The organism is Nonomuraea sp. NPDC050153, from assembly GCF_044460125.1.
GTDB lineage: Bacteria > Actinomycetota > Actinomycetes > Streptosporangiales > Streptosporangiaceae > Nonomuraea.
Map to the genome: position 1 here is coordinate 67,125 of NZ_JBITJQ010000038.1, position 21,749 is coordinate 88,873.

Sequence of the window (21,749 nt, forward strand, 5' to 3'; positions counted from 1 at the left end):
TACTGGTCCGGCGTTACGGGTGCGTTCCCGCTGAGTTGCCGTCCTGGTGCGACATGTTGTCAGTTCCTGGCGGCCTGTCAAGCGAATTCGTAGCAATTTGGTATCTTCACCACGAAATCCCTTGTCGAGATGCATCCACTCTGTAAGAGTCGCGGCATCTCAGCCACCCACTTGGAGGGCGCATGATCCGTCTGCAGAACTTCATCAATGGTGAGTTCGTGGACGCCAAGAGCGGCAAGTTCTCCGACATCATCGACCCGTGCACGGGCGAGGCCTACCTGCAGGCCCCCGTCTCCGGAGCCGAGGACGTCGATGCCGCCTTCACCGCCGCGGCCGCCGCGTTCGAGTCGTGGGGCAGGACCACGCCGGGTGAGCGGGCCAACCTCCTGCTCAAGGTCGCCGACGCGATCGACGCGCGGGCCGATGAGATCAACGAGGCCGAGTGCCTCAACACCGGCAAGCCGCGGGCCCGGATGGCCGAGGACGAGACCCCGGTCGCCGCCGACCACTTCCGCTTCTTCGCGGGCGCGGCGCGCACCCTGGAGGGTCCCACGGCCGGCGAGTTCCTCGCCGAGCACACCAGCGTCATCCGGCACGAGCCGATCGGCGTGATCGGCCAGGTCACGCCGTGGAACTACCCGATGATGATGGCGGTCTGGAAGATCGCCCCGGCCCTGGCGGCCGGCAACACGATCGTGCTCAAGCCGTCCGACACCACCCCGGCCTCCACGCTCAAGCTGGCCGAGATCCTCGGTGACGTGCTGCCCGCGGGCGTCTTCAACGTCGTCACCGGCGACCGCGAGACCGGCGCCCTCGTGGTCAGCCACCCCACCGCCTCCATGGTCGCCATCACCGGCTCGGTCGGCGCGGGCATGTCGGTCGCCAAGAGCGCCGCCGACGACCTCAAGCGCGTGCACCTGGAGCTGGGCGGCAAGGCCCCGGTCGTGGTGTTCGAGGACGTCAAGGACCTGAGCAGGGCCGCCGCCGACATCGCCACCGCCGGCCTCTACAACGCCGGCCAGGACTGCACCGCGGCCTGCCGGGTGCTGGTGCACGAGAGCGTGCACGACGAGTTCGTGGCCGCGCTCACCGAGGCCGCCGCCGGCACCGTGACCGGCGACCTGGACAACGAGGACGCCCTCTACGGGCCGCTCAACAACGAGAACCAGCTCGCCAGGGTGCAGGCCTTCATCGACCGGGTGCCGGCGCACGCCAAGGTCCTCACCGGCGGTCACCGGGTCGGGGAGAAGGGCTACTTCTTCGCGCCGACGATCGTCGACGGTCTCAGGCAGGACGACGAGATGGTGCAGAACGAGGTCTTCGGCCCCGTGATCACCGTCCAGACGTTCACCGACGAGGCCGACGCGCTGGCCAAGGCCAACGACGTGAAGTACGGCCTGAGCGGCTCGGTCTGGACCGCCGACCACGGCCGCGCGATGCGCATGTCCAACCGGCTCGACTTCGGGGTGGTCTGGGTCAACACGCACATCCCGTTCGTCTCGGAGATGCCGCACGGCGGCTTCAAGCACTCCGGGTACGGCAAGGACCTGTCGGTGTTCGGCCTGCACGACTACACCAGGGTCAAGCACGTCATGCACTACATCGGCGAATAGGACAACTGCTGGGATGACTGAGCTGAATGCGATAGAGCTTGAGGACGTCGTCAAGGAGTACCTCTCGCATGGCGAGGTCGTCCAGGCGGTCAAGGGTGTCACGCTGGGCATCGCCGAGGGGGAGTTCTTCTCCCTCCTCGGCCCGTCCGGGTGCGGCAAGACCACGACCATGAGGATGATCGCCGGGTTCGAGCCGCCCTCGAAGGGGCTGGTGCGGCTGCACGGCAAGGACGTCACCGACGTCCCGCCCAACAAGCGCGACGTCAACATGGTCTTCCAGTCCTACGCGCTGTTCCCGCACATGAGTGTCTGGGACAACGTGGCGTTCGGGCTGAAGCAGCGCAAGACGCCGCAGGAGGAGATCAGACGGCGGGTCGGCGAGATGCTGGAGATCGTCGACCTGACCGGCAGGGAGAAGCGCCGGCCGCGCGAGATGTCCGGCGGCCAGCAGCAGCGCGTGGCGCTGGCCCGCGCGCTGGTCAACCGGCCGCGGGCGCTCCTGCTCGACGAGCCGCTCGGCGCGCTCGACCTCAAGTTGCGCCAGGCCATGCAGATCGAGCTCAAGCGCATCCAGCGCGAGGTCGGCATCACGTTCGTGTACGTGACCCACGACCAGAACGAGGCGCTGACCATGAGCGACCGGATCGCCGTCATGAACGACGGCCTGGTCGAGCAGCTCGCCGGGCCGCGGGAGATCTACGAGCGGCCCGCGACCGCGTTCGTGGCCGGCTTCATCGGCACCTCCAACCTGCTCACGGGCACCGCGAACGGCGGCGTGCTGGAGATCGGCGGCGGCCGGGTGCTGGTGCCCGGGCGCGACGGCGAGGTCACGGTGACCGTGCGGCCCGAGAAGATCACCATCGACACGGAGGAGCCCGGCGAGGGCCTGAGCGCCGTGCGCGGCACCGTCGCCGAGGTGGTCTACCTGGGCACCTACAACAGCTACGCGGTGAGTCTCGCTGACGGGGCCGGCGCGACCGAGCGTAGCGAGGGCGCCAATCAAACGCTGCACGCCGGTGATGATCGTTCCGCCGCTCGCGGCGGAACGATCATCACCGTGTTCCAGCAGAACGCGGTTGACGCGACGGCCACGGCGGAGCGGGGGGACTCCGTGTGGCTGTCGTGGCAGGCGCAGCACTCATATGTGATTGGAAGTTGATAGCACCTCATGAACCACCCCATGCCCCGCTCCCGTCGTGATTGGTCGTGTGTAACACGCAGGCAAGCACTGCGCATCGCCGGGTTCTCCGCCGCCGGGCTCGCGCTGGCCGCGTGCGGCGTTCAAGGTCAGAAGGCCGCGCCTCCCAAGGCCGACGCGGTCAAGGACTACTGGGCCAAGCAGACCAAGCACGGCAAGGTCGTCTTCGCCAACTGGCCCGAGTACATGCCGGAGGACCAGGCCCCGCTGAAGAAGTTCCAGCAGGCCACCGGCATCTCGTACGAGTACAAAGAGGTCATCCAGGAGAACGCCGAGTTCTTCGGCAAGGCCGACCCCGTGCTGCGGGCGGGGCAGTCGCTGGGCTACGACATCGTCGTCATGACCAACGGCGTCCAGCTCCAGCACATGATCGAGCTGGGCTACGTGACGCCGCTCGACCACTCCCAGCTGCCGAACTTCGAGGCCAACGCCGGTCAGAAGTACAAGGAACGGGCCTACGACCCCGGCAACAAGTACACGGTGCCGTACACGTCCGGGGTGACCGGGATCGCGTACAACACCAAGTACGTCAACGAGGACATCACCAGCATCGAGTCGCTGTTCGACCCCAAGTACAAGGGCCGGGTCGGCATGATGGCCGACGCGCAGGAGATCGCGAACTTCGGCATGTTCGCGCTGGGCATCGCCCCCGAGAAGTCGACCGAGGCGGACTGGAAGAAGGCCGGGGAGAAGCTCAAGGCGCAGCGCGACGCCGGAATTGTCCGGAAATATTACGATCAAAGCTACATCGACGCTGTGTCCAAGGGCGACGTCTGGCTCAGCATGGCCTGGTCGGGCGACGTCTTCCAGCGCCAGCTCGCCGGCGAGCCCGTCAAGTTCGTGGTGCCCGAGGAGGGCGGCACGATCTGGACCGACAACATGCTCATCCCCAAGAACGCGGCCAACCCGGTGGACGCGCTCATGCTCATGGACTACCTCTACCAGCCGGCCGTGGCCGCCGAGCTGGACGAGTTCATCCAGTACGTCACGCCGGTCCCGGCCGTGCAGGACCTGCTGCGGGAGAAGGCCAAGACGGCCAAGGGCAAGGACAAGAAGTCCCTCGAGGACATGATCAACAGCTCGCTCATGTTCCCCACCGAGGCCGACTACGCCAAGCTGCACAACTACACCCAGCTGACCACCCAGCTGGAGCAGGTCTTCAACCCGATCTTCCAGTCCATCACCCAGGCATAGCGCATGAGGCGGCTCACCCCCTACCTGCTGGCGCTGCCGAGCTGGATGTGGCTGGCGATCTTCCTGGTCGTGCCCATGGCCGCGATGGCCTCGGTCTCCCTGCAGACCGGCAACGCCATCGACGGTTTCGCCATGACGTTCAGCTTCTCCAACTACAGCGACGCGCTCGGCAGGTACAGCACCCAGCTGCTGCGCTCGCTGCTCTACGGCGGCCTCGCCACCCTGGCCATGCTGGTGATCGGCTACCCGGTGGCGTACTGGATCGCGTTCAAGGGCGGCACGCGCAAGTCCGTGTACCTGTTCCTGCTGTTGCTGCCGTTCTTCGTGTCGTTCGTGCTGCGTACGATCTCGTGGAACTTCCTGCTGTCGGACAACGGCATCCTGTTCGGCACGCTGAAGGGCTGGGGGCTGCTGCCCGAGGACTTCCACGTGCTGGCCACGACGGTCGCCGTGGTGGGCGGGCTGACGTACAACTTCCTGCCGTTCATGATCCTGCCGATCTACGTGTCGCTGGAGCGGGTGGACCCGCGGGTGATCGAGGCGGCCCAGGACCTGTACGCGACGCGGGCGGCGGCCTTCCGGCGGGTGGTGCTGCCGCTGTCGCTGCCGGGGGTGTTCGCGGGGGTGCTGATGACGTTCGTGCCGGCCACGGCCGACCCGATCAACGCCCAGATCCTCGGCGGCACGTCCAACACGATGATCGGCAACATCATCCAGACCGAGTATCTGACGAACCTCGACTACCCGACCGCCTCCGCCCTGTCGTTCACGCTGATGGCGGTGCTGCTGGTGGGCATCTTCGTCTACGCCCGGGCGCTCGGGACGGAGAACGTGCTGGAGGCGGCGGCCCGATGAGAGGGACCAGGCTCGGCGACCGACTTCTCCACATCTACACCTGGATCATCATCCTCTGGCTGTCCTCGCCGATCGCCGTGATGATCCTCTTCGGCTTCAACGACAAGAAGAGCAAGTCGAACACCTCCTGGCAGGGCTTCACGTTCCGCTGGTACGCCGAGCTGTTCGACATCTCCGACCTGACCGTGGCGCTGAGCAACTCGCTGGTGATCGCCGCGGTCAGCACCGTCATCACGGTCGTGATCGGCACCATGCTGGGGCTGGCGCTCGGGCGGCACCGCTTCCGCGGCAAGGGGGTCACGAACTTCCTCGTCTTCGCCGCCATCTCCACGCCGGAGCTGGTCATGGGCGCGTCGCTGCTGTCGCTGTTCGTCTCGGGGAACGTGCCGCGCGACGCGAACACGATCATCGTCTCCCACGTGCTGTTCTCGCTGTCCTTCGTGGTGGTGACGGTACGCGCACGGATCGTCACGCTGGACCCGTCGCTGGAGGAGGCGGCCAGGGACCTCGGGGCCACGGCCTGGGGGACGTTCCGGCAGGTCACGCTGCCGTCGATCATGCCCGGCGTGCTGGCGGGCGCCATGTTGTCGTTCGCGCTGTCCATCGACGACTACGTGGTCACCAGCTTCGTCAACGGCTCGACCGTCACCTTCCCGCTGTGGATCGTCGGTGCGGTCAAGACCGGTATCCCACCCCAGGTCAACGTCATGGGTACGCTGATCTTCGGCGTCGGGGTGCTGATCGCGATCGGAAACGCGGTGGCGGCGCGGCGCCGTACCTAATAAACCTCCACGAACTTCGTAGGGAAGTGGGATTTGTGGATCCGCTGAAGGCGCTTGCTGACGCGGAGCGCAAGCCGTACTGGCTGGACAGCCCGGCCAGACCCGAGCCGCGACCGCGGCTCGACCAGACAACGAGCGCCGACCTGGTCGTCGTCGGCGGAGGATTCTCGGGGCTGTGGACGGCCCTGATGGCCAAGGAACGCGATCCGTCCCTGGACGTCGTTCTCCTCGAAGGACGCAGGATCGGCTGGGCGGCCACCGGCCGCAACGGCGGGTTCTGCATGTCGACCCTCACCCACGGCCTGGCCAACGGGATGGAGCGGTGGCCGGACGAGATCGGCCGCCTGGAGCGCATGGGTGTGGCCAACCTCGACGAGATCGGGCAGACCCTGGAGCGCCACGGCATCGACTGCTCCTTCGAGCGCACCGGGGAGCTGCACGTGGCCACCGAGCCGTGGCAGCTCGACGGGCTGCGCGAGCACCTGGAGCTTATCTCCGAGCTGGGGCTCGACTACGTGCCGCTCGACCAGGAGCAGGTGCGCGCCGAGGTGAACTCGCCCACCTACCTGGGCGGGCTCTGGGAGCGCAGCGGGTGCGCCATGCTCGACCCGGCGCGGCTGGCCTGGGGCCTGCGGGAGGCGTGCCTGCGGCTGGGGGTGCGCGTCCACGAACGCACCCCGGTCCGCTCGCTGCGCGACGACGGCACGACGATCACGCTGCGCACGCCGTACGGCGCGGTCGAGGCGCGCCACGTGGCGCTGGGGACCGGCGTGTTCCCGCCGCTGCTGCGGCGGCTCAAGCACTTCGTGGTCCCCGTGTACGACTACGCGCTGATGACCGAGCCCCTGACCGACGTCCAGCTCGCCGAGGTGGGCTGGCGCAACCGGCAGGGGGTGGGCGACTCGGGCAACCAGTTCCACTACTACCGGCTGACCGACGACAACCGGATCCTGTGGGGCGGCTACGACGCCGTCTACTACAACGGGGGTCTGGTCAAACCCGAGTACGAGCAGCGCGACGAGACGTTCGTCAAGCTCGCCGAGCACTTCTACGACACGTTCCCGCAGCTCGACGGGGTGCGGTTCACCCATCGATGGGGTGGGGTGATCGACACCTGCAGCCGGTTCAGCGCCTTCTACGGGCAGGCGCACGGCGGGCGGCTGGCCTACGCCACCGGCTACACCGGGATGGGCGTGGGCGCCACCCGCTTCGGCGCCAACGTCATGCTCGACCTGCTGTCGGGCGAGAGCACCGAGCGGACCGAGCTGCGGATGGTCAAGGAGAAGCCGATGCCGTTCCCGCCGGAGCCGGTGCGGTCGGGGGTCATCCAGCTCACCCGCTGGTCGATCGCGCAGGCCGACCAGCACCAGGGCAAGCGCAACCTCTGGCTGCGCGCGCTCGACCGGATGGGGCTGGGGTTCGACTCGTGATCCTGACCACGCGCGTCGAGTTCGTGGTGGACGGCCTCACGCTCGCCGGGGACCTGCGGGTCCCCGGCGGCGTGGGGCCGCGCCCCGGGCTGGTGTTCACGGGCCCGTTCACCGGGGTGCGCTCCCAGGTCACGGGCCTGTACGCGGAGCGGCTGGCCGAGCGGGGGTACGTGACGCTGGCCTTCGACCACCGGAACTGGGGGGAGTCCGACGGGCTCCCGCGCAGGGAGGAGGATCCGCAGGGCAAGCTGCGCGATCTGCGGGCGGCCGTGTCGTTCCTGCGGTCGCGGGCCGAGGTGGACCCTGATCGGATCGGGGCGGTGGGGGTGTGCTTGGGGGGCGGCTACGCGCTCAAGTTCGCCGCCTTCGACCCCCGTGTCCGGATATTTGTCGGTATAGCGGGCGCGTACAACAACCCGTACACCATGCGTTCCGGCATGGACTACCAGTCCGCACTGGCGGGCCTCACGGACACCCTCGAACGCCGGGACCAGGGCGGCGCCGTGGAGTACATCCCGGCCGTCTCCGCCCTGCCCCCGGGGGAGAGCGAGGCCGCCATGCCGGGCGACGAGCCGTACGCGTACTACGGCACCTCCCGAGGCGCCTCGCCGCACTGGTCCAACTCGGTGACCAGGGCGAGCGTGCGGGAGCTGGTCACCATGGACAACATGATGGGCGCGGACTTCCTGTCACCCAAGCCGGCGCTGATCGTGCACGGGGTCATCGACCGATTCTGCTCACCGGAGGGGGCCGAGGAGGCCTTCCGGCGCCTCGACCAGCCGAAGCGGCTGGTCTGGGTGGACGCCAAGCAGCACATCGACCTGTACGACCGCGAACCGTACGTCACCCAGGCCATCGACGCCACCACCACCTTCCTCGCCGACCACCTCTGACCGGATCGGCAAGGTCGTGTGAAGACTTGACCAGAAAGGCACCGGACACGCTGGCCTGATCCACAGGGCATGACATCCTCGCTTGCGCCCCCCGACGATCTCTCGGAGGGGTGGCGCGTGCGTACGAGGTGGATGGTTGCCTGGTCGATGCTGCTGCTGACGGCGGGATGCGGCACCGAGCAGGCAGCCGTCATCCCCGCAGCGGCGAAGCCCCCGGCGAAGGTGGGCCGCTGCATCCTGAAGATCCCGTCCCCGCGCGCCGGAGCCGAGGCCCGCGCCCAGCTCGTACGCGACCTCGCCGCGTACATCGCCACACGCCCGGGCCGCATCGTCTACGGCGCCCTGGACCTGGCCACCGGGATCCATTTCGGGCAGGGAGCGCACGAGCACGACCTCATCACCGCCAGCGGCTCAAAGGTGGACATCCTGACCGCGCTCCTGCACCAGCGCACCGGCGAACTGGACGAGGATGAACGCGACCTCGCCACCCTCATGATCACGGAGAGCGACAACCACGCGGCGGACGCCCTGTGGTCCCGCGTCGGCGCCGGCTCCGCGATGAGTGCCTTCTACGCCGGCGTGGGCCTGACGGAGACCACGCCGGGACCCTCCATCTACTGGGGCGGCACCCTCACCAGCCCCACCGACCGCATCCGCCTCCTGAAACTGCTGGTCAGGGGCGGCAAGGACCGCAAAGGCGACCTGACCGCAGCCGACCGCCGGTTCGTGCTGGGCCTGATGTCCCGCGTCCAGAAGGACCAGTCATGGGGCGTCAGCGCCGCCGCCCGCCCCGGCGACCGGGTAGCCCTGAAGAACGGCTGGACCCCACGCCCGTTCATCTCCGGCACGTGGGCCATGACGAGCTACGGTCGCATCGAGGGGCCAGGCCGCGACCTGCTGCTGTCGGTGCAGACGGACCACCAGCCGGGGCCGGAGACGGGCACCGAGACCATCGAAGGCGTGGCCCGCCGAATCGGCAACCGCCTCGACTCCCTCGCCCCGAACATCACCCGCCCCTGCACCGGCAACCCCACCGCCTGACCATCCGCGCGATACCGCCGACACGGCGGGTCGTGGTGTGGTGTGCGGACGGCGACAGGAGCGATCCCAACCGCCGTGCCCGTCTACCGGGCTCGGCCTGACAGTAGTGCCGCCCAGATCGCGCGAGCTTCAACAATTGAGCACTGGTGGGTCTCATGCACCACATCTCCGATTTCGGCCTGCAGGGTGCGGCGGATGAGGGTCTGACCGCCGCCCTCGCGCAGTTCGTAGAACACGGCCCTGCATGTGCAGGTCCACGCCACGACGCGGACGCGATCCGAGGCACCAGATGGTTCCAGCCACGTGAGCCGGACGTGACCACGTTGGGCCATGGGTACGTGCGGACTCAGGCAGCCTTCGCCGACCGTCATGACGCACCAACAGCCACGATGCTCGGCGCTTCACGGAGTTCGGCGTAGCGATCAGCGATCCTGCGTGCGGCCCGCTCCGGCTCGAACGCGGAATGATGTGCGTACAGCCAGCGGCCAGTCTGGGAGCGGCGCCCCGTCCACCACCGGTACCAGAGGCCGTCAGTCCACACCACGAGCCCGGTCCACACCGACACCAGCGCGAGGCCGCGCCCTTCGTGGACGTCTGCGGAGATCCCCATGCGCGCCAGGGCCGCACGGAGTTCGTTGGCGGTTTCCAGCGCAGACAGAGGTCGTACGGGGTCGAGACTGGCCGGTTGACGCGGCTCGGGGCAGCAGGCGCACCGGCTCCACGCGTTTCTCTCTTCGTGCCGCATGCGACGTTCCCTCCTGTTGGGGGACGTGGCCTCAGGTCATGCCACGCAGGAGGAACCGTAGGCGCAGGTCAACAGAGGAACCCGCACGGTGGTGAAGGTCAAGAAGCCGCACAAAAGTGCGGGTCAGACGATGCCCGCCCGGCGAGCCAGCCCACGAAGCTGCGGGGTGCTGGCACGGTGCTCCCGCTTGAGCAGTTGCGTCAGCAGTTCGCGGGGACGGCCGCCGTAGCGAACGAGTTCGGGCGAGAGCCGTTCGGCTTCGACGAGCATGTTGACCGACGCGGCGTCCTTGCGCTGCAAGGCGTAGGCACGGGCGAGGTCCAGGTGCACTTGGGCGCGACGTCCTACCAGGCCGTGAGAGAGCTGTGCCAGGTTGAGGGTTTCGCCCCTGCCGATCGCCTGCTTGGCGTCGCCGAACTCGACGGTCGCCGAGATCTCGTGAATGGTCACGTTGGTTGTGCCGAAGGCGGTCCAGAAGTCGTTGCGGTCTTCACCGAGGGTGTCTGCGATCTGCCGTGCCTGCGCAAGGAAGGTGCGTACCGCGGCCTGGTCGTACGCGGCAGCGGCAGCGGTGACGGCGACCAGGTAGAGCGCACCGACGATGGGCAGGCTACGCGGAGCGGGGCGTCTGGTGGCGCGTTGCAACGCGTCGGCCGCCTGGAGAACCAGGTGCAGCGCGCGTTCCGTCTCACGGAGCCGTACGAGGACGTAGCCGAGGCGGTAGGCGCTCACGGCGGCGAGAAGGGGCCTGTCCGCTTCTTGCGCGGTGGCCAGCGAACGGTCGGCGGCCACCCAGGCGAGTTCCGCTTCTCCCACGCGGCGCAGGGTCGTTGTCGCGGAGTGATAGGTCAGCGAGCGGAGGGTCTGGTACGCCCGGCGCTGGGCGGCGGGGGCGTGTCGGCTGCCCAGTTCGGTGGCCACGATCAGGCGGGGCAACCGCCTGCCCACCTCGTCGTAGCGCGTGGCCTGGTAGAGCCGGTTCACCCGGCGGATCTCGTGCCGCAGCCACACGACGCTCTCCGGGGAGCCCTGGGTGTGCTGAGGGTTTATGAGGGAGGAGAGGCCGTCGTAGCCCATCATCGCCTGCCGGATGGCCGATGCTGCCTGGTAGCGCGTCATCGCGTTCGTCTTCTTCACGGTGAGTTCGTCCACGGGCAGGCCGAGGATGTCAGCGAGGGCGTTGAGCACGGTGTGGTTGTCCACGGCGCGCTGCCCGCGCTCCACCTGGCTCAGCCAGCTCTCGGAACGGCCGACCAGACCGGACAGGACCGCCTGGGACAGTCCACGGCGACGGCGTGCCCGAGCGATCCGCTGCCCGATCTCCCTGCGGGCGTCCATGCCATCACCCCTGTGTCTGTCGCTCCCCGACCACGGCGTGCAGCTCCTGCATGATGCGTTCCCAGGATGGCATGCGGGACTGCGGCGGGGCGGTGGGATCGAACAGGACCCGCACGCCCATCTCCCGGAGGGTTTCGAGACTCCGCTGGAACGCGGGGTGCCGGGCGAGCGCGTCCTTCAGCAGCGGCACGGCCACGATCGGGACGCCGAACCCCATCACCTCGCACAGCAGTCCGACTGCGAAGGTGTCGGCGATGCCGTTCGCCCACTTGTTGATCGTGTTGAACGTCGCAGGAGCGACGATCACGGCGTCGGCGGGAGGGAGGCCCTTGGGATCCTGCGGCATGCGGTATGTGCTGCGGACCAGGTCACCGGTCAGACGCTCCAGCTCTGCGACGTTGACAAAGCGTTCGCCCATCGGCGTAGTGACCACGTGTACCCGCCAACCAGCCGCCTGAGCCATGGCGACCAGGTGATGGAGATCAGCGGCGGCGGGTGCGGCACAGGCGATCACGTAGAGGACACCGCGTGTGCCCTCGTGGGGTTCCATGCTCGTGATCCTAATGATCCGCTCTCGGTGACCAACCTGTGAATTCGTCCAGGGCATGCGAGCCAACCAGCGGGGATGACGTCGCTCGACTTCGGCCGAGCCCGGCTGTACTTCTCCGGGCCGAGGAAGGGCGCATGGGGACTGATCCGTATCCCGGGTGATCGGAAGGAGTGTCTTCGGCGCTGTTGAGGATGTCTCCGCCTCTGCGATGCAGAAGATGCGCCGATGTCCGCTGGGCGTGTGTTCGCCGTTGTCGTCGACGCTCGCGGCAGGCGGGCTCGGCGCGTATGGTTCGCCTGGCCCAGCACTGGCCGGCGCCGGGTCGGCGAGAAGTGGGACGGTGGAGTTCGGCGCCACGTGAACAGTGCTCAGCACGGCGTTTCGGTACTCGGCCGGCGACCGGGGGCCTGTGTTCGATGGAACGGCGCCTTGGGCTTTACCGCATGTTTGCTGGAGTGTTCGGGGAACTGCCAGAGTGACCAGGTGCCTCGACTTGTTCCTGAATTGATCTGCTCCGACCTCCAGGCCAGTTTGGCCTTCTATCACCTGCTGGGCTTCAAGATTCGCTACGAGCGTCCGCAGGAGCGATTTGCTTACCTGGAACGTGACGGAGCGGACCTGATGTTGGAGCAGCCGTTGAGCCGGGACCGGCTCTACCCGCGTGCGGACCTGGACTACCCCTACGGGCGTGGGATCAACCTCACTGTCGAAGTGGATGACGTAGACCAGATTCACAGCACACTGCTTGCTGCGGGCTACGAGATGTGGCTGCCGTTGGAAGAGCGCTGGTACGAGCGCAGCGTCGACGCCGTGGGTGTGCGCCAGTTCGCGGTGCAGGACCCGGACGGTTACCTTTTGCGCATCTCTCAGCACCTGGGGACCCGCTCTCGATAGCCACCACGTCATGTCGCGGCTTTGGCGCGGTCGCGTCCTCGCGGTGGTAGGTAGCCGGCCGCCGGTCCGGCCGCCTGGCCGGATCCGGTGGTGGGGCGGATACCGAGCGGGTCGAATTCGTGTTGATCGTTTTTTGTCAAAGCATCGACAGCCCAACGTGGAAGCGTGCGGTAATCGGGGTCGCGTCCGAGGGGTGCGGGGACCGGCAGAGCCCCGCCGGGGGTGTGGGGGCTTGCCCCCACAGGGCGCTGCCCGAGCCTCGTAGCGCGACTCACTGCGAGGACCGGGCAGTTGGGGGTCGAAGGGGGCTTCGCCCCCATGGAGGCGCTGCCCGAGCCGGCGCACGGCGCGCAGCGCTCCCACCGTGAGGACCATGCTGTGTCCCCGGGTCGAGGCCCACCACTCGTTGAATATCGGGCAACTGGCCGATCCTGATCACAGATCTGCCGATTCCCCATAAGATGCGGATATAGGTGAGGAAGGGGTAGCGTGACCGAGCGTGAGCGGCCTCCGGGGAAGATCGATCCGACCGTCCCCACCGTCGCCCGAATGTACGACTATTTCCTGGGCGGGAAGGACAACTTCCCCGCCGACCGTGAGGCCGCCGAGAAGATCCTCGAGCTGAGCAGCCAGGGCGGCGCGAACGTTCGGGAGGTCGCCCGGGCGAACCGGGGCTTCCTGGTCCGCGCCGTGGAGGCGGTGGCCAGGGCCGGCGTGCGGCAGTTCCTCGACATCGGCACCGGCCTGCCGACCCAGGACAACGTGCACCAGGTCGCGCATCGGATCATCCCCGACGCCAAGGTCGTCTACTCGGACAACGACCCGATCGTGCTGGTCCACGCCCGGGCGCTCCTGGCCGACAACCCCGACACGGTGATCATCGACGGTGACGCGCACGACCCCAAGGGGCTCCTGGCCGCCGCCGCCCACCACCTCGACTTCAGCCGGCCTGTGGCGATCCTGGCCGTCGCGTTGTTCCACTTCTTCGGCGACGACGACGAGGTGGCCGGCATCGTCCGGGCCCTGCGTGAGCCGCTGGTGCCGGGGAGCCACTTGATCGTCTCGCACGCGTACGTGGAGAAGGGCCAGAGCACCCTCGACCGGAGGATCGGGACCGAGGACGTCTACCGGCGTACGACCTCCGGCGCGCTGCACTGGCGGGACCACGACATGGTGCGCACGTTCTTCGATGGGCTGGAGCTGCTCGAACCCGGGCTCGTGCCGGTGCAGAACTGGCGCAACGACGACCCGTTCATCGCCCCTGGCCTGGAGAAGGGCGGCATCCTGGGCGGCGTCGGCCGCGTTCCTCAGTCTTGGAGCCGTTGAGGGGCGAAGGGCTGCCCGAGCCCCCATCGCGCGTAGCGCCCCGGGTCAGGCGTGGGTCAGGGTCTCTTCCGGGATGACCTTCGGTACGCCGCGTAGGCCGATCAGGGCCAGTAGGGCCACTATGACCAGGAGGGCCGAGGTGACCAGCGCGGTCAGGTGCAGGCCCTCGATGAAGGCCGTCTGTGCTGCTCGCATGAGCTGACTCGCCTGCTCCGGTGGCAGGGTCGTGGCTGTGCTTACCGCGCCTGCGATCGATTCCCGGGCGGATCCGACGGTGGAGAGGCCGGTGGGGAGTTGGAGGTTGGTTCGGTAGGCGGTGTTCAGGACTGTGCCGAGGATGGCGATGCCCAGCGCGCCGCCCAGTTCGAAGGCCGTCTCCGAGACGGCGGCGGCCGCTCCCGCGCGCTCCCTGGGGGCTGTGGCGAGGACGTTGTCGTTGTTGACGGTGAAGGTGAAGCCGATTCCGAGTCCACCGATGATCATGATGGGGAGCAGTACGAGGTAGTCGAGGGAGGGGCCGAGCGTGCTGTAGTAGAGGAACGCGCCGGCGTTCAGGGCCAGGCCCAGGGCGACCACGCCGTTCCTGCCGAGGCGGTGGATCAGCTTGGCGGCCAGGATGCCGCCCACGGCGCCGCTCAGGCCGCCCGGCAGCTGCGCGAGCCCCGCCTGGAGCGGTGACCAGCCCAGTACGAGCTGCAGGTACCAGCCGAACAGCAGCATCATGGCCGACATCGTGAAGATCGCCAGCAGGTTCGTGACGATGGACGCGCTGAACGCCCGCCGCGCGAAGAGCCGAACGTCGATCAGCGGCTCGGGCAGCCGCATCTGCCGCCACACGAACAGGCCCAGCAGCACGGCTCCGCCCGCGCCCGCCGCCAGCACGTCGGCGTGCTCCAGGCCCTTGTGCGCCGCCTCCTTGACCGCGTAGACGGCCGTCACCACGCCGGCGAACGAGAGGGCGACGCTGACCAGGTCGAGCCGGCCGGCATGCGGGTTGCTGGACTCCGGCAGCACCAGGATCCCGCCGACCAGCACCAGCACCATGATCGGTACGTTGATCAGGAAGACCGAGCCCCACCAGAAGTGATCGAGCAGGAGCCCGCCCACGACCGGGCCGATGGCGAACCCGGCGGCGCTCATCCCGCTCCAGATGCCGATGGCCGCGGTGCGCTCGCCCGGGTCGGTGAACACGTTCCGGACGATCGACAGGGTGGACGGCATGATCGTCGCTCCGGCCACGCCGAGCAGGGCCCTGGCCGCGATCAGCAGCTCGGCGTTGGGCGCGTACGCCGTCACCACCGAGGCGGCGCCGAACGCGGCCGCGCCGATCAGCAGCAGGCGCTTGCGGCCGATGCGGTCGCCGAGGTTGCCCATGGTGACGAGGAGGCCGGCCAGGGCGAAGCCGTACATGTCGCCGATCCAGAGCAGCTGGGTGGAGTTCGCGCCGAGGTCGGTCACCAGCCTGGGCAGGGCCAGGTGCAGGACTGTGAGGTCGAGCGAGAGGAGGAGGGTGGCCAGGCAGGCGATGGCCAGGCAGGACCATTTGTTCTTCATGCCGTCCACTGTCGGGAACGCGGCTGACGGCCTGCCTACCGCTCGCTGACCGTCCCGCCAGCAGGCCCGGCTGACCGCGCGTTCACCTCGTCGAGGGTGGCGGCGATGCGGGCGCGGGTGTCCTCCGTGCTGTACCAGTCGGCCGGGACCTCGTCCCGCGCCTGGACGAGCAGCGTACGGGCCTCGTCCAGGTCCCCCTGGAACAGCGCGACCTGCCCCAGCCCGAGATGCGCCCACGCCATCGTCTCCGTCGAGCCGTTGCGGCGCGACATCTCGGCCGCGCGCAGGTAGTCGGCCCGCGCGCCCGCCGCGTCGGCCAGACGGAGGCGGGCGTCGCCCCGGCGGCACAGGGCCTCGGCGACCTCCGTCTCCGCGCCCAGCTCCATGGCCACCGCCAGCGCCTCGTCGGCCAGGGCGCACGCGGTCGTGAAGTCGCCCTGCGCCTGGTACAGGGAGCCGAGGCCGGACAGTGTCATCACCATGCCCCATCGCTCCCCGATGGCCTTGAACGAGGCCAGGCTCCGCTCGAAGAGGTCCGCCGCCTCGTCGATCCGGCCGGCCGACTGCAGCAGGAACCCGACACCGCTGTACGACAGCGCCTCCTGCCACGGCTGGAGCTCCTCGGCGCGGTCGGCGAGCACGGTGTAGACCTCGTCGTACTCGCCGGGCGGCCCCGTGTAGGCCGAGAGCAGCATCATCAGGAACTCCAGCCGCGTCGGCAGGTTGTACGGCGGCAGCAGCTGCCGCGCCTCCGCGAGCCGCGCCCGCAGCTCCTCGTCGATGCCGCCTGTCCACGCGCTGATGAGCACGCACATGACGTACTCCTCCTCCATGCCCGGCGGATGCTGGTAGCCGAGCGCGGCCGCGAGGTCGGCGGCGAGGTGGGAGCTGGTGACGCGGTTGCCGCGCATCCACCAGTAGCAGGCGCAATGGGCCAGCAGCCGCAGCCCCAGCTCCAGCCGCCCGGACGCGGTCGCCCAGCGGATCGCGGCGTCGAGCTCGTCGCTCTCCCCGTCGAGCCGGACCAGCCATTCCAACTGCTCGTCGGTGCGCAGCCGCCGGTCGGCGGTCAGGGCCAGGTCGAGGTAGTGGCGGGCGTGCGCCTCGGAGATCGACTCGGCCTCGTCCGACTCCGCCAGCCGCTCCGCGCAGAACGCCCTGATCGTCTCCAGCATCCGGAAGCGGCCGTCCACGAACTCCACCAGCGACTTCTCCGCCAGCGAGAAGAGCACGTCCTCCGGCAGCCCGCACACCTGCTCGGCCGCCTCCGGCCGGGCGCCGCCCACGAACACGCTCAGCCGCCTGGCCAGCCGCTGCTCGCTGTCGTCCAGCAGGTCCCAGCTCCACGCGACGACCGCGCGCAGGGTCTGGTGCCGGGGCAGCGCCGTACGGCTGCCCCTGGTCAGCAGCCCGAACCGGTCGTCGAGCCGCGCCGCCACGTCGGACACCGTCAGGGTGCGCAGCCGGGCCGCGGCCAGCTCGATGGCCAGCGGCAGCCCGTCGAGCGCCCGGCAGATGCGTACGACCGCCGCGGCGTTGCCCGCGTCGACGGCGAAGCCCGGCCGGACGGCGGCGGCGCGGTCGGCGAACAGCCGGACCGCCGGATAGTCCAGGAGGTTGCCGGCCTCGGGCGGCGGCAGCCGCAGCGGCGCCACGGGCAGGATCGACTCGCCGGTGATGCCGAGCGCCTCCCGCCCGGTCACCAGCACGCGCAGCTCGGGGCAGGAGGCCAGCAGCAGGTCGGCCAGCTCGGCGGTGGCCGCGACGACGTGTTCGCAGTTGTCGAGGACCAGGAGCAGCCGGCGGTCGGCCAGCGCGGTGACGAGCCTGGTGGCCGGGTCCACGGTGAGCCGGTCGGGGGTGGGCGGGGCGGCGCGGATGTCCAGGGCGGACAGGACGGCCCCGGGCACGGCGGCGGCCTCGGTGACCGGCGCGAGCCCCACGAAGCACACGTCGACGGGCTCCCGTTCGGCCGCCTCGGTCGCCAGCCGCGTCTTGCCCGCGCCGCCGGGGCCGATCAGCGTGACGAGCCGGTCGGTCCGCAGCCTGGCGGCCACCTGCTCGATCTCCTCGACCCTGCCGACGAAGCTGGTGAGCTGGGCGCGCAGGCCCTGCCGCTGCCGGGCCACGGAGGGGACGGGTGCGCCGAGCGAGGGGTCGGCCCTGAGCACGGCCAGGTGGGCGGCGGCCAGCTCGGCTCCCGGCTCGATGCCCAGCTCCTCGTCCAGGAGCTTCCTGGCCTCGTCGTAGACGGTCAGCGCCTCCGCCTGCCGGCCGCCGCCGTAGAGGGCGCGCATGAGCTGGGCGCGCAGCCGCTCGCGCAGCGGGTGGGCGGCGGCGAGCTGGCTCAGCTCGGGGACCAGCTCGCGATGCCGGCCCAGGTCGAGGTCGGCCTGCACGCGGTCTTCGACGGCGGCCAGCCGGAGTTCGGCCAGGGCCGCTGCGGCGGCCTCGGCGTGCGGGGCGTCGGCGAGCGGCGCGCCCCGCCACAGCTCCAGCCCCTCGCGCAGGAGCGTGGCCGCCCGGCCGGGGTCGCCGCCGGCGAGGGCCTGCCTGCCCTGCCGCGCCAGCAGCTCGAACCTCCGCGCGTCCACGTCCTGGGGGTCGGTCACCAGCCGGTATCCCGCCGGATGGAACTCCACCAGATCCCTGCCCAGCGCCCGGCGCAGCCTGGACACCTGCGACTGCAGCGCGTTGGCCACGCCCTCGGGCGGCCTCGGGCCGTACATGCCGTCCACGAGTTGCTCGCCCCCGACGATGCGGCCGGCGTGCAGGGCGAGCAGCGTCAGCAGCGCGCGCACCCGGGGACCGCCGAGCGCGACCGGCTCGCCGTCCTCGCCCAGCACGGTGGTGGGCCCGAGGATCTGGAAGCGCATGCGTCGATTATCGCGGCTGCGGCAGCAGCGCGCTGATCTCCGCGTAGGTCGGCACGTGAGGGGCCTGCCTGCCCTGGGCGGCGAACACCGCCGCGACCGCTCCCCGCAGCGCGGCCCGGTACAGCAGCGATCCGGTGCTCACCCTGGCCACGCCGGCCTCGGCGAGCTGGGCGAGGGTGGGACCGTCCGGCTGGTGGAGGACGTTGAGGGGGAGCGGCGTGCTCGCGGCCACCTCGGCGATCTCCCGTAGATCGCTCATACCGGGCACGAAGATCCCGTCGGCGTGGCCGTAGGCGGCCACCCGTTCCCGCGTGTCGCCGGTCTTCAGCCAGTACGTGTCCGTACGCGCGTTGACGAACACGCCGTGGCCCTTGGCCGCCTCGATGATCCGCTGGTGCAGCTCGATCGGGCGCAGCGTGCCGTCGGGGCGGCCGTCCTCCAGGTTGACCCCCGCGACCCCGAGCGCGGCCAGGCCCGCGACCAGGTCGGACACCTCGGCGGGGTCGTCGCTGAACCCGCCCTCGATGTCCACGGTGACCATGACGCCCAGGTCCTTGATCGATTCGGCCAGCTCGATGGTCTCCGCCCGGGTCGCGCCGGCCGCGTCCGGTCTGCCGTACGCGGCGGCCACGCCGAGGCTGGTCGTGCCGATCGCCGGGAAGCCCTCCCTGGCCAGGAGGGCGGCGGAGCCGTAGTCCCAGGCGTTCGGGAGCAGGAGGGGGTCGCCGGGGCGGTGCAGGTCGTGGAAGTTCATGAGCGGCTCTCGTCGAGAAGGGCGTCGAGCACGCCCGCGGCCAGCGCGAGCGCGTGGGCGGGCCCGGGGCAGGGGCGCACGCCGTGACCGAAGGTCAGATGGGGAGTACGGCCGCGCGAGAGGTCGAACCGGTCGGGATCGGCGAACACGTCAGGGTCGCGGTTGGCCGACACGAGGTCGATGGTCACCTCGTCGCCGGTCCGCGGGTCGAGCCTGCGGCTGGCCTTGAGCGGCGGGTCCTGCCTGAGCGTCTCGTGCAGCAGCGCCTCGGGGTCGGCGCCGGGCTCGGCGTGCCCGAGGGCGTTCTCGATGAGTGCCTCTGTGGCGGCGTGTCCCTGCAGCAGCAGGGTGATCTCGGGGATGGTGGCGTGTTCGAGCAGTTCGGCGACGGCGGCGTCGGCCCGCGGGCTCTCCTCGCCGGACAGGTAGCCGGACGCGGCGGCGGCCACGGCGCTCGTGTCCTTCACGCCCAGCGCGGCGCCGAGCACGGCCGTGGGGACGCCCCGCCACTGGCCGCCCCGCTCCAGCGTCATGGCTCTGGCCGCCGGTCTCAGTTCGGCGGGGTCAACGGCGGCCAACCGCTCCTCCAGCAGGCGGCGCCGCCCGGCGTGCGTCTCCCCGGTGCTGAACCGGGACACCTGGGCGCGGAGCCAGGCCAGCGTGCCCTCCTCGGCGTCCTGTCGTACGGGAGGCGGCACGTACCTCGGGTCGGCGAGCACCGCCTGGGCGGCCGCGTGGCGTGTGATGAGCATGGTTCCACGCTAGAACGGGGTGATTTCGTCGCGGATCGAAGGATGGTGGCATCAGGCCGCCAGGCGGTCGGACTGCTCGGGGCGTTCCGGCTCGGCCGGGACGGTCCGGGCGGGCACGGCGGAGCACTTCGCGACCGACGCCAGCGCCATGGCGATGAGCAGGGCCATCTCGGCCAGCACCACGCCCCGCTCCAGCGGGCCGTAGTAGCCGGCGCCGCCGATCAGCGGCGAGGTGATGGTGGCCGGGTGGGCCGCCAGGTAGAAGGCCAGCACGGCGGCGGCGGTCACGCTCAGCGCCCGGACCGCGTTCCACCGGGGCGCCGCCGCCCGGCCCCTGGCCAGGGTCCAGCCGGCGACGGGCAGCGAGGTGAACACGACGGCCGCCGACCACCGGTGGATCTCGCCGGTCAGCGAGCCGATCTGGGAGTTGCCGGGGTCCGTCGGGAAGATCGCGCTCATCATCAGCCCCGCCGCCCCCGCCACCAGCAGCACCCTGGTCGCCGCGGTGCGCACCGGGTCGCTCGCCGCGAGCCCGTACGCGAGGCACAGGCACGCCCCCGCCAGTGCCAGCATCCCCACGAGTACGGGCACGAGCCCGCCGGAAACCAACGCGTAGTCGCTGAGCAGCGGCTGTGTCGGCAGGGCGACCTGCGCGTACGCCAGCGCGCACGCGGACACCACGGTGCCGGAGACAGCGCCCCAGGCGCTCTGGATTGGGGTCATCGGGCCACCTCATCGTAGATCTGCTCGAACCGGGCCAGCGATGACCGGTCGTCGTGGGTGAGCGCCAGCTCCCTGCTGGCCTTGCCGAGCCTGACCCGCAGGTCGTCGTCGGTGAGAATGTTCGTCAGGTGCCTGGCCAGGGAGATCACGTCGCCCGGCTGGAACAGGTATCCGTTCTCGTTCACCAGGTGCGGCAGCGCCATCGCGTCGGCGGCCACCACGGGCAGCCCCATGGCCATGGCCTCCAGCGTGGCGATGCTCTGCAGTTCGGCGACGCCCGGCATGGCGAACACGTCGGCGGCGGCGAACGTCTGGGGCATGAGCTCGTCGGGCACGAAGCCGAGGAAGGAGACCCGCTCGCCGACGCCGATGCGGGCGGCCAGCCGCTCCAGGTCGGCCCGCTGGTTGCCCCGGCCGACGAACACCGCCTGGGCGTCGGTCTGGTTCAGCACGAGGGGCAGCGCGCGGACGATCTCGTCCAGGCGCTTCTCCTCGTCCAGGCGGCCGACGAACAGGACGGTGGGCCTGTCGGGCAGGTCGAACAGCTTGCGCGCCCATGCCTTGGGCTCGGCGCGCGGGTGGAACCTGGTCAGGTCGATCCCGCAGGAGACCGGCTCCACCTCGCGGGCGAAGCCCTGGTCGGCCAGCAGCTTGGCGGCCAGCGGGGTCGGGGTGGTGATGCGGTCGGCGCGGTTGAAGATCCGGTTGAAGTCGCGCCACGCGATCCGGCCGGCCTTGATCCGGAGCCGCTCGGGGATGTGGCAGAACTGGAACAGGTTGTCGGGCATGAAGTGGTTGGTGGCCACGATGGGCACGCCCGCGCGCCGGGCGGCGGCGAAGGCGGCCCGGCCGACCACGAAGTGGCCCTGGGCGTGCAGCACGTCGGGACGGATGTCGGCGAAGAGCCGGTCGAGCCTGGACGGCACCGTGAACCGCATCGTGGGGTGGACCAGCAGCGGCGCGGAGCGCAGGCGGTGCACGATCACGTCGTCCACGACGTCGGCGGTGGGCGGGCCCACGTCCGACTGGCAGACCACGTGCACCTCGTTGCCGCGTGCGGCCAGGCCGGTGGCCAGGCGGTGGGTGAAGTAGGCGGCGCCGTTCACATCGGGCGGGTAGGTGTCGGTCGAGATCAGGATCCGGCGAGGCCGCTCGGGGGCGGGGGCGGGGGTGGAGGCGGTCTCGGCGATCTTGGGGAGAGAACGCAGGGGCATGGCCATGGAAGTGACTC

19 protein-coding genes are annotated in these 21,749 nt (G+C 69.9%); 10 read left to right on the top strand and 9 right to left on the bottom strand.

The window, feature by feature from the left end:
* The first annotated feature begins 182 nt into the window (after positions 1 to 182).
* The 8 genes from ACIBQ1_RS51920 (at position 183) to ACIBQ1_RS51955 (ending at position 9,006) form a co-directional block, all read left to right on the top strand.
* Positions 183 to 1,613, top strand: coding sequence for a gamma-aminobutyraldehyde dehydrogenase (locus ACIBQ1_RS51920; RefSeq protein WP_397289692.1), 1,431 nt, complete (start codon positions 183 to 185; stop codon positions 1,611 to 1,613).
* Positions 1,614 to 1,626: 13 nt separating this feature from the next.
* On the top strand, positions 1,627 to 2,772 hold the full coding sequence (locus tag ACIBQ1_RS51925; protein ID WP_397289693.1) for an ABC transporter ATP-binding protein: 1,146 nt from the start codon (positions 1,627 to 1,629) through the stop codon (positions 2,770 to 2,772).
* Between the two features lie 21 nt (positions 2,773 to 2,793).
* Positions 2,794 to 4,005 carry a spermidine/putrescine ABC transporter substrate-binding protein gene (locus ACIBQ1_RS51930; RefSeq protein ID WP_397289695.1) on the top strand — a complete coding sequence of 404 codons (1,212 nt, stop codon included), beginning with the start codon at positions 2,794 to 2,796 and terminating at the stop codon, positions 4,003 to 4,005.
* 3 nt (positions 4,006 to 4,008) lie between these two features.
* A complete protein-coding gene (locus tag ACIBQ1_RS51935) occupies positions 4,009 to 4,860 on the top strand; it encodes an ABC transporter permease (RefSeq protein ID WP_397289697.1) in 852 nt (283 codons plus the stop codon).
* Positions 4,857 to 5,642, top strand: coding sequence for an ABC transporter permease (locus ACIBQ1_RS51940; protein WP_397289699.1), 786 nt, complete (start codon positions 4,857 to 4,859; stop codon positions 5,640 to 5,642). The genes ACIBQ1_RS51935 and ACIBQ1_RS51940 overlap by 4 nt, the downstream gene beginning before the upstream one ends.
* 35 nt (positions 5,643 to 5,677) lie before the next feature.
* Positions 5,678 to 7,072: an NAD(P)/FAD-dependent oxidoreductase gene (locus tag ACIBQ1_RS51945; protein WP_397289701.1), complete on the top strand. Its 1,395-nt coding sequence runs from the start codon at positions 5,678 to 5,680 to the stop codon at positions 7,070 to 7,072.
* On the top strand, positions 7,069 to 7,965 hold the full coding sequence (locus tag ACIBQ1_RS51950) for an alpha/beta hydrolase (RefSeq protein ID WP_397289703.1): 897 nt from the start codon (positions 7,069 to 7,071) through the stop codon (positions 7,963 to 7,965). Before ACIBQ1_RS51945 ends, ACIBQ1_RS51950 begins: the two co-directional genes overlap by 4 nt.
* Positions 7,966 to 8,082: 117 nt before the next feature.
* A complete protein-coding gene (locus ACIBQ1_RS51955) occupies positions 8,083 to 9,006 on the top strand; it encodes a serine hydrolase (RefSeq protein ID WP_397289705.1) in 924 nt (307 codons plus the stop codon).
* A 367-nt stretch (positions 9,007 to 9,373) separates the two neighbouring features.
* Here the strand turns inward: ACIBQ1_RS51955 and ACIBQ1_RS51960 are convergent, their stop codons facing one another.
* The 3 genes from ACIBQ1_RS51960 to ACIBQ1_RS51970 all read right to left on the bottom strand — a co-directional run bounded on the left by ACIBQ1_RS51960 (position 9,374) and on the right by ACIBQ1_RS51970 (position 11,639).
* A complete protein-coding gene (locus ACIBQ1_RS51960) occupies positions 9,374 to 9,751 on the bottom strand; it encodes a hypothetical protein (protein ID WP_397289707.1) in 378 nt (125 codons plus the stop codon).
* 123 nt (positions 9,752 to 9,874) lie between these two features.
* Positions 9,875 to 11,089 (bottom strand): helix-turn-helix domain-containing protein, encoded by a 1,215-nt coding sequence (locus tag ACIBQ1_RS51965; protein ID WP_397289709.1) that lies wholly within the window; start codon positions 11,087 to 11,089, stop codon positions 9,875 to 9,877.
* Positions 11,090 to 11,093: 4 nt separating this feature from the next.
* Entirely contained in the window at positions 11,094 to 11,639 is a 546-nt protein-coding gene (locus tag ACIBQ1_RS51970; protein WP_397289711.1) for a flavoprotein, read from the bottom strand.
* Positions 11,640 to 12,122: 483 nt separating this feature from the next.
* Here ACIBQ1_RS51970 and ACIBQ1_RS51975 point away from each other — a divergent pair, with 483 nt between their 5' ends.
* On the top strand, positions 12,123 to 12,533 hold the full coding sequence (locus ACIBQ1_RS51975) for a bleomycin resistance protein (protein ID WP_397289713.1): 411 nt from the start codon (positions 12,123 to 12,125) through the stop codon (positions 12,531 to 12,533).
* A gap of 489 nt (positions 12,534 to 13,022) precedes the next feature.
* Positions 13,023 to 13,859, top strand: coding sequence for an SAM-dependent methyltransferase (locus tag ACIBQ1_RS51980; RefSeq protein WP_397289715.1), 837 nt, complete (start codon positions 13,023 to 13,025; stop codon positions 13,857 to 13,859).
* Positions 13,860 to 13,904: 45 nt separating this feature from the next.
* Here ACIBQ1_RS51980 and ACIBQ1_RS51985 read toward each other — a convergent pair whose 3' ends face one another.
* From ACIBQ1_RS51985 to ACIBQ1_RS52010, 6 genes are read right to left on the bottom strand one after another with little or no spacing between them, the layout of a single operon-like run.
* Positions 13,905 to 15,413: a DHA2 family efflux MFS transporter permease subunit gene (locus ACIBQ1_RS51985; protein ID WP_397289717.1), complete on the bottom strand. Its 1,509-nt coding sequence runs from the start codon at positions 15,411 to 15,413 to the stop codon at positions 13,905 to 13,907.
* 35 nt (positions 15,414 to 15,448) lie between these two features.
* Positions 15,449 to 18,289: a BTAD domain-containing putative transcriptional regulator gene (locus ACIBQ1_RS51990; RefSeq protein ID WP_397289719.1), complete on the bottom strand. Its 2,841-nt coding sequence runs from the start codon at positions 18,287 to 18,289 to the stop codon at positions 15,449 to 15,451.
* Between the two features lie 7 nt (positions 18,290 to 18,296).
* Positions 18,297 to 19,043: an isocitrate lyase/phosphoenolpyruvate mutase family protein gene (locus ACIBQ1_RS51995; protein ID WP_397289721.1), complete on the bottom strand. Its 747-nt coding sequence runs from the start codon at positions 19,041 to 19,043 to the stop codon at positions 18,297 to 18,299.
* On the bottom strand, positions 19,040 to 19,795 hold the full coding sequence (locus ACIBQ1_RS52000; protein ID WP_397289723.1) for a cytochrome P450: 756 nt from the start codon (positions 19,793 to 19,795) through the stop codon (positions 19,040 to 19,042). The genes ACIBQ1_RS51995 and ACIBQ1_RS52000 overlap by 4 nt, the downstream gene beginning before the upstream one ends.
* Before the next feature lie 51 nt (positions 19,796 to 19,846).
* Positions 19,847 to 20,518, bottom strand: a complete 672-nt coding sequence (locus ACIBQ1_RS52005) for a DUF998 domain-containing protein (RefSeq protein WP_397289725.1) — start codon at positions 20,516 to 20,518, stop codon at positions 19,847 to 19,849.
* Positions 20,515 to 21,738: a glycosyltransferase gene (locus ACIBQ1_RS52010; RefSeq protein WP_397289727.1), complete on the bottom strand. Its 1,224-nt coding sequence runs from the start codon at positions 21,736 to 21,738 to the stop codon at positions 20,515 to 20,517. Before ACIBQ1_RS52010 ends, ACIBQ1_RS52005 begins: the two co-directional genes overlap by 4 nt.
* Positions 21,739 to 21,749 lie beyond the last annotated feature (11 nt).

What these genes read in the sequence shown, in the direction of transcription:
- ACIBQ1_RS51920 (WP_397289692.1), top strand. Translation starts at nt 183, where the DNA reads ATGATCCGTCTGCAGAACTTCATCAATGGTGAGTTCGTGGACGCCAAG.
- ACIBQ1_RS51925 (WP_397289693.1), top strand. Translation starts at nt 1,627, where the DNA reads ATGACTGAGCTGAATGCGATAGAGCTTGAGGACGTCGTCAAGGAGTAC.
- ACIBQ1_RS51930 (WP_397289695.1), top strand. Translation starts at nt 2,794, where the DNA reads ATGCCCCGCTCCCGTCGTGATTGGTCGTGTGTAACACGCAGGCAAGCA.
- ACIBQ1_RS51935 (WP_397289697.1), top strand. Translation starts at nt 4,009, where the DNA reads ATGAGGCGGCTCACCCCCTACCTGCTGGCGCTGCCGAGCTGGATGTGG.
- ACIBQ1_RS51940 (WP_397289699.1), top strand. Translation starts at nt 4,857, where the DNA reads ATGAGAGGGACCAGGCTCGGCGACCGACTTCTCCACATCTACACCTGG.
- ACIBQ1_RS51960 (WP_397289707.1), bottom strand. Translation starts at nt 9,751, where the DNA reads ATGCGGCACGAAGAGAGAAACGCGTGGAGCCGGTGCGCCTGCTGCCCC.
- ACIBQ1_RS51965 (WP_397289709.1), bottom strand. Translation starts at nt 11,089, where the DNA reads ATGGACGCCCGCAGGGAGATCGGGCAGCGGATCGCTCGGGCACGCCGT.
- ACIBQ1_RS51970 (WP_397289711.1), bottom strand. Translation starts at nt 11,639, where the DNA reads ATGGAACCCCACGAGGGCACACGCGGTGTCCTCTACGTGATCGCCTGT.
- ACIBQ1_RS51985 (WP_397289717.1), bottom strand. Translation starts at nt 15,413, where the DNA reads ATGAAGAACAAATGGTCCTGCCTGGCCATCGCCTGCCTGGCCACCCTC.
- ACIBQ1_RS51990 (WP_397289719.1), bottom strand. Translation starts at nt 18,289, where the DNA reads ATGCGCTTCCAGATCCTCGGGCCCACCACCGTGCTGGGCGAGGACGGC.
- ACIBQ1_RS51995 (WP_397289721.1), bottom strand. Translation starts at nt 19,043, where the DNA reads ATGAACTTCCACGACCTGCACCGCCCCGGCGACCCCCTCCTGCTCCCG.
- ACIBQ1_RS52000 (WP_397289723.1), bottom strand. Translation starts at nt 19,795, where the DNA reads ATGCTCATCACACGCCACGCGGCCGCCCAGGCGGTGCTCGCCGACCCG.
- ACIBQ1_RS52005 (WP_397289725.1), bottom strand. Translation starts at nt 20,518, where the DNA reads ATGACCCCAATCCAGAGCGCCTGGGGCGCTGTCTCCGGCACCGTGGTG.
- ACIBQ1_RS52010 (WP_397289727.1), bottom strand. Translation starts at nt 21,738, where the DNA reads ATGGCCATGCCCCTGCGTTCTCTCCCCAAGATCGCCGAGACCGCCTCC.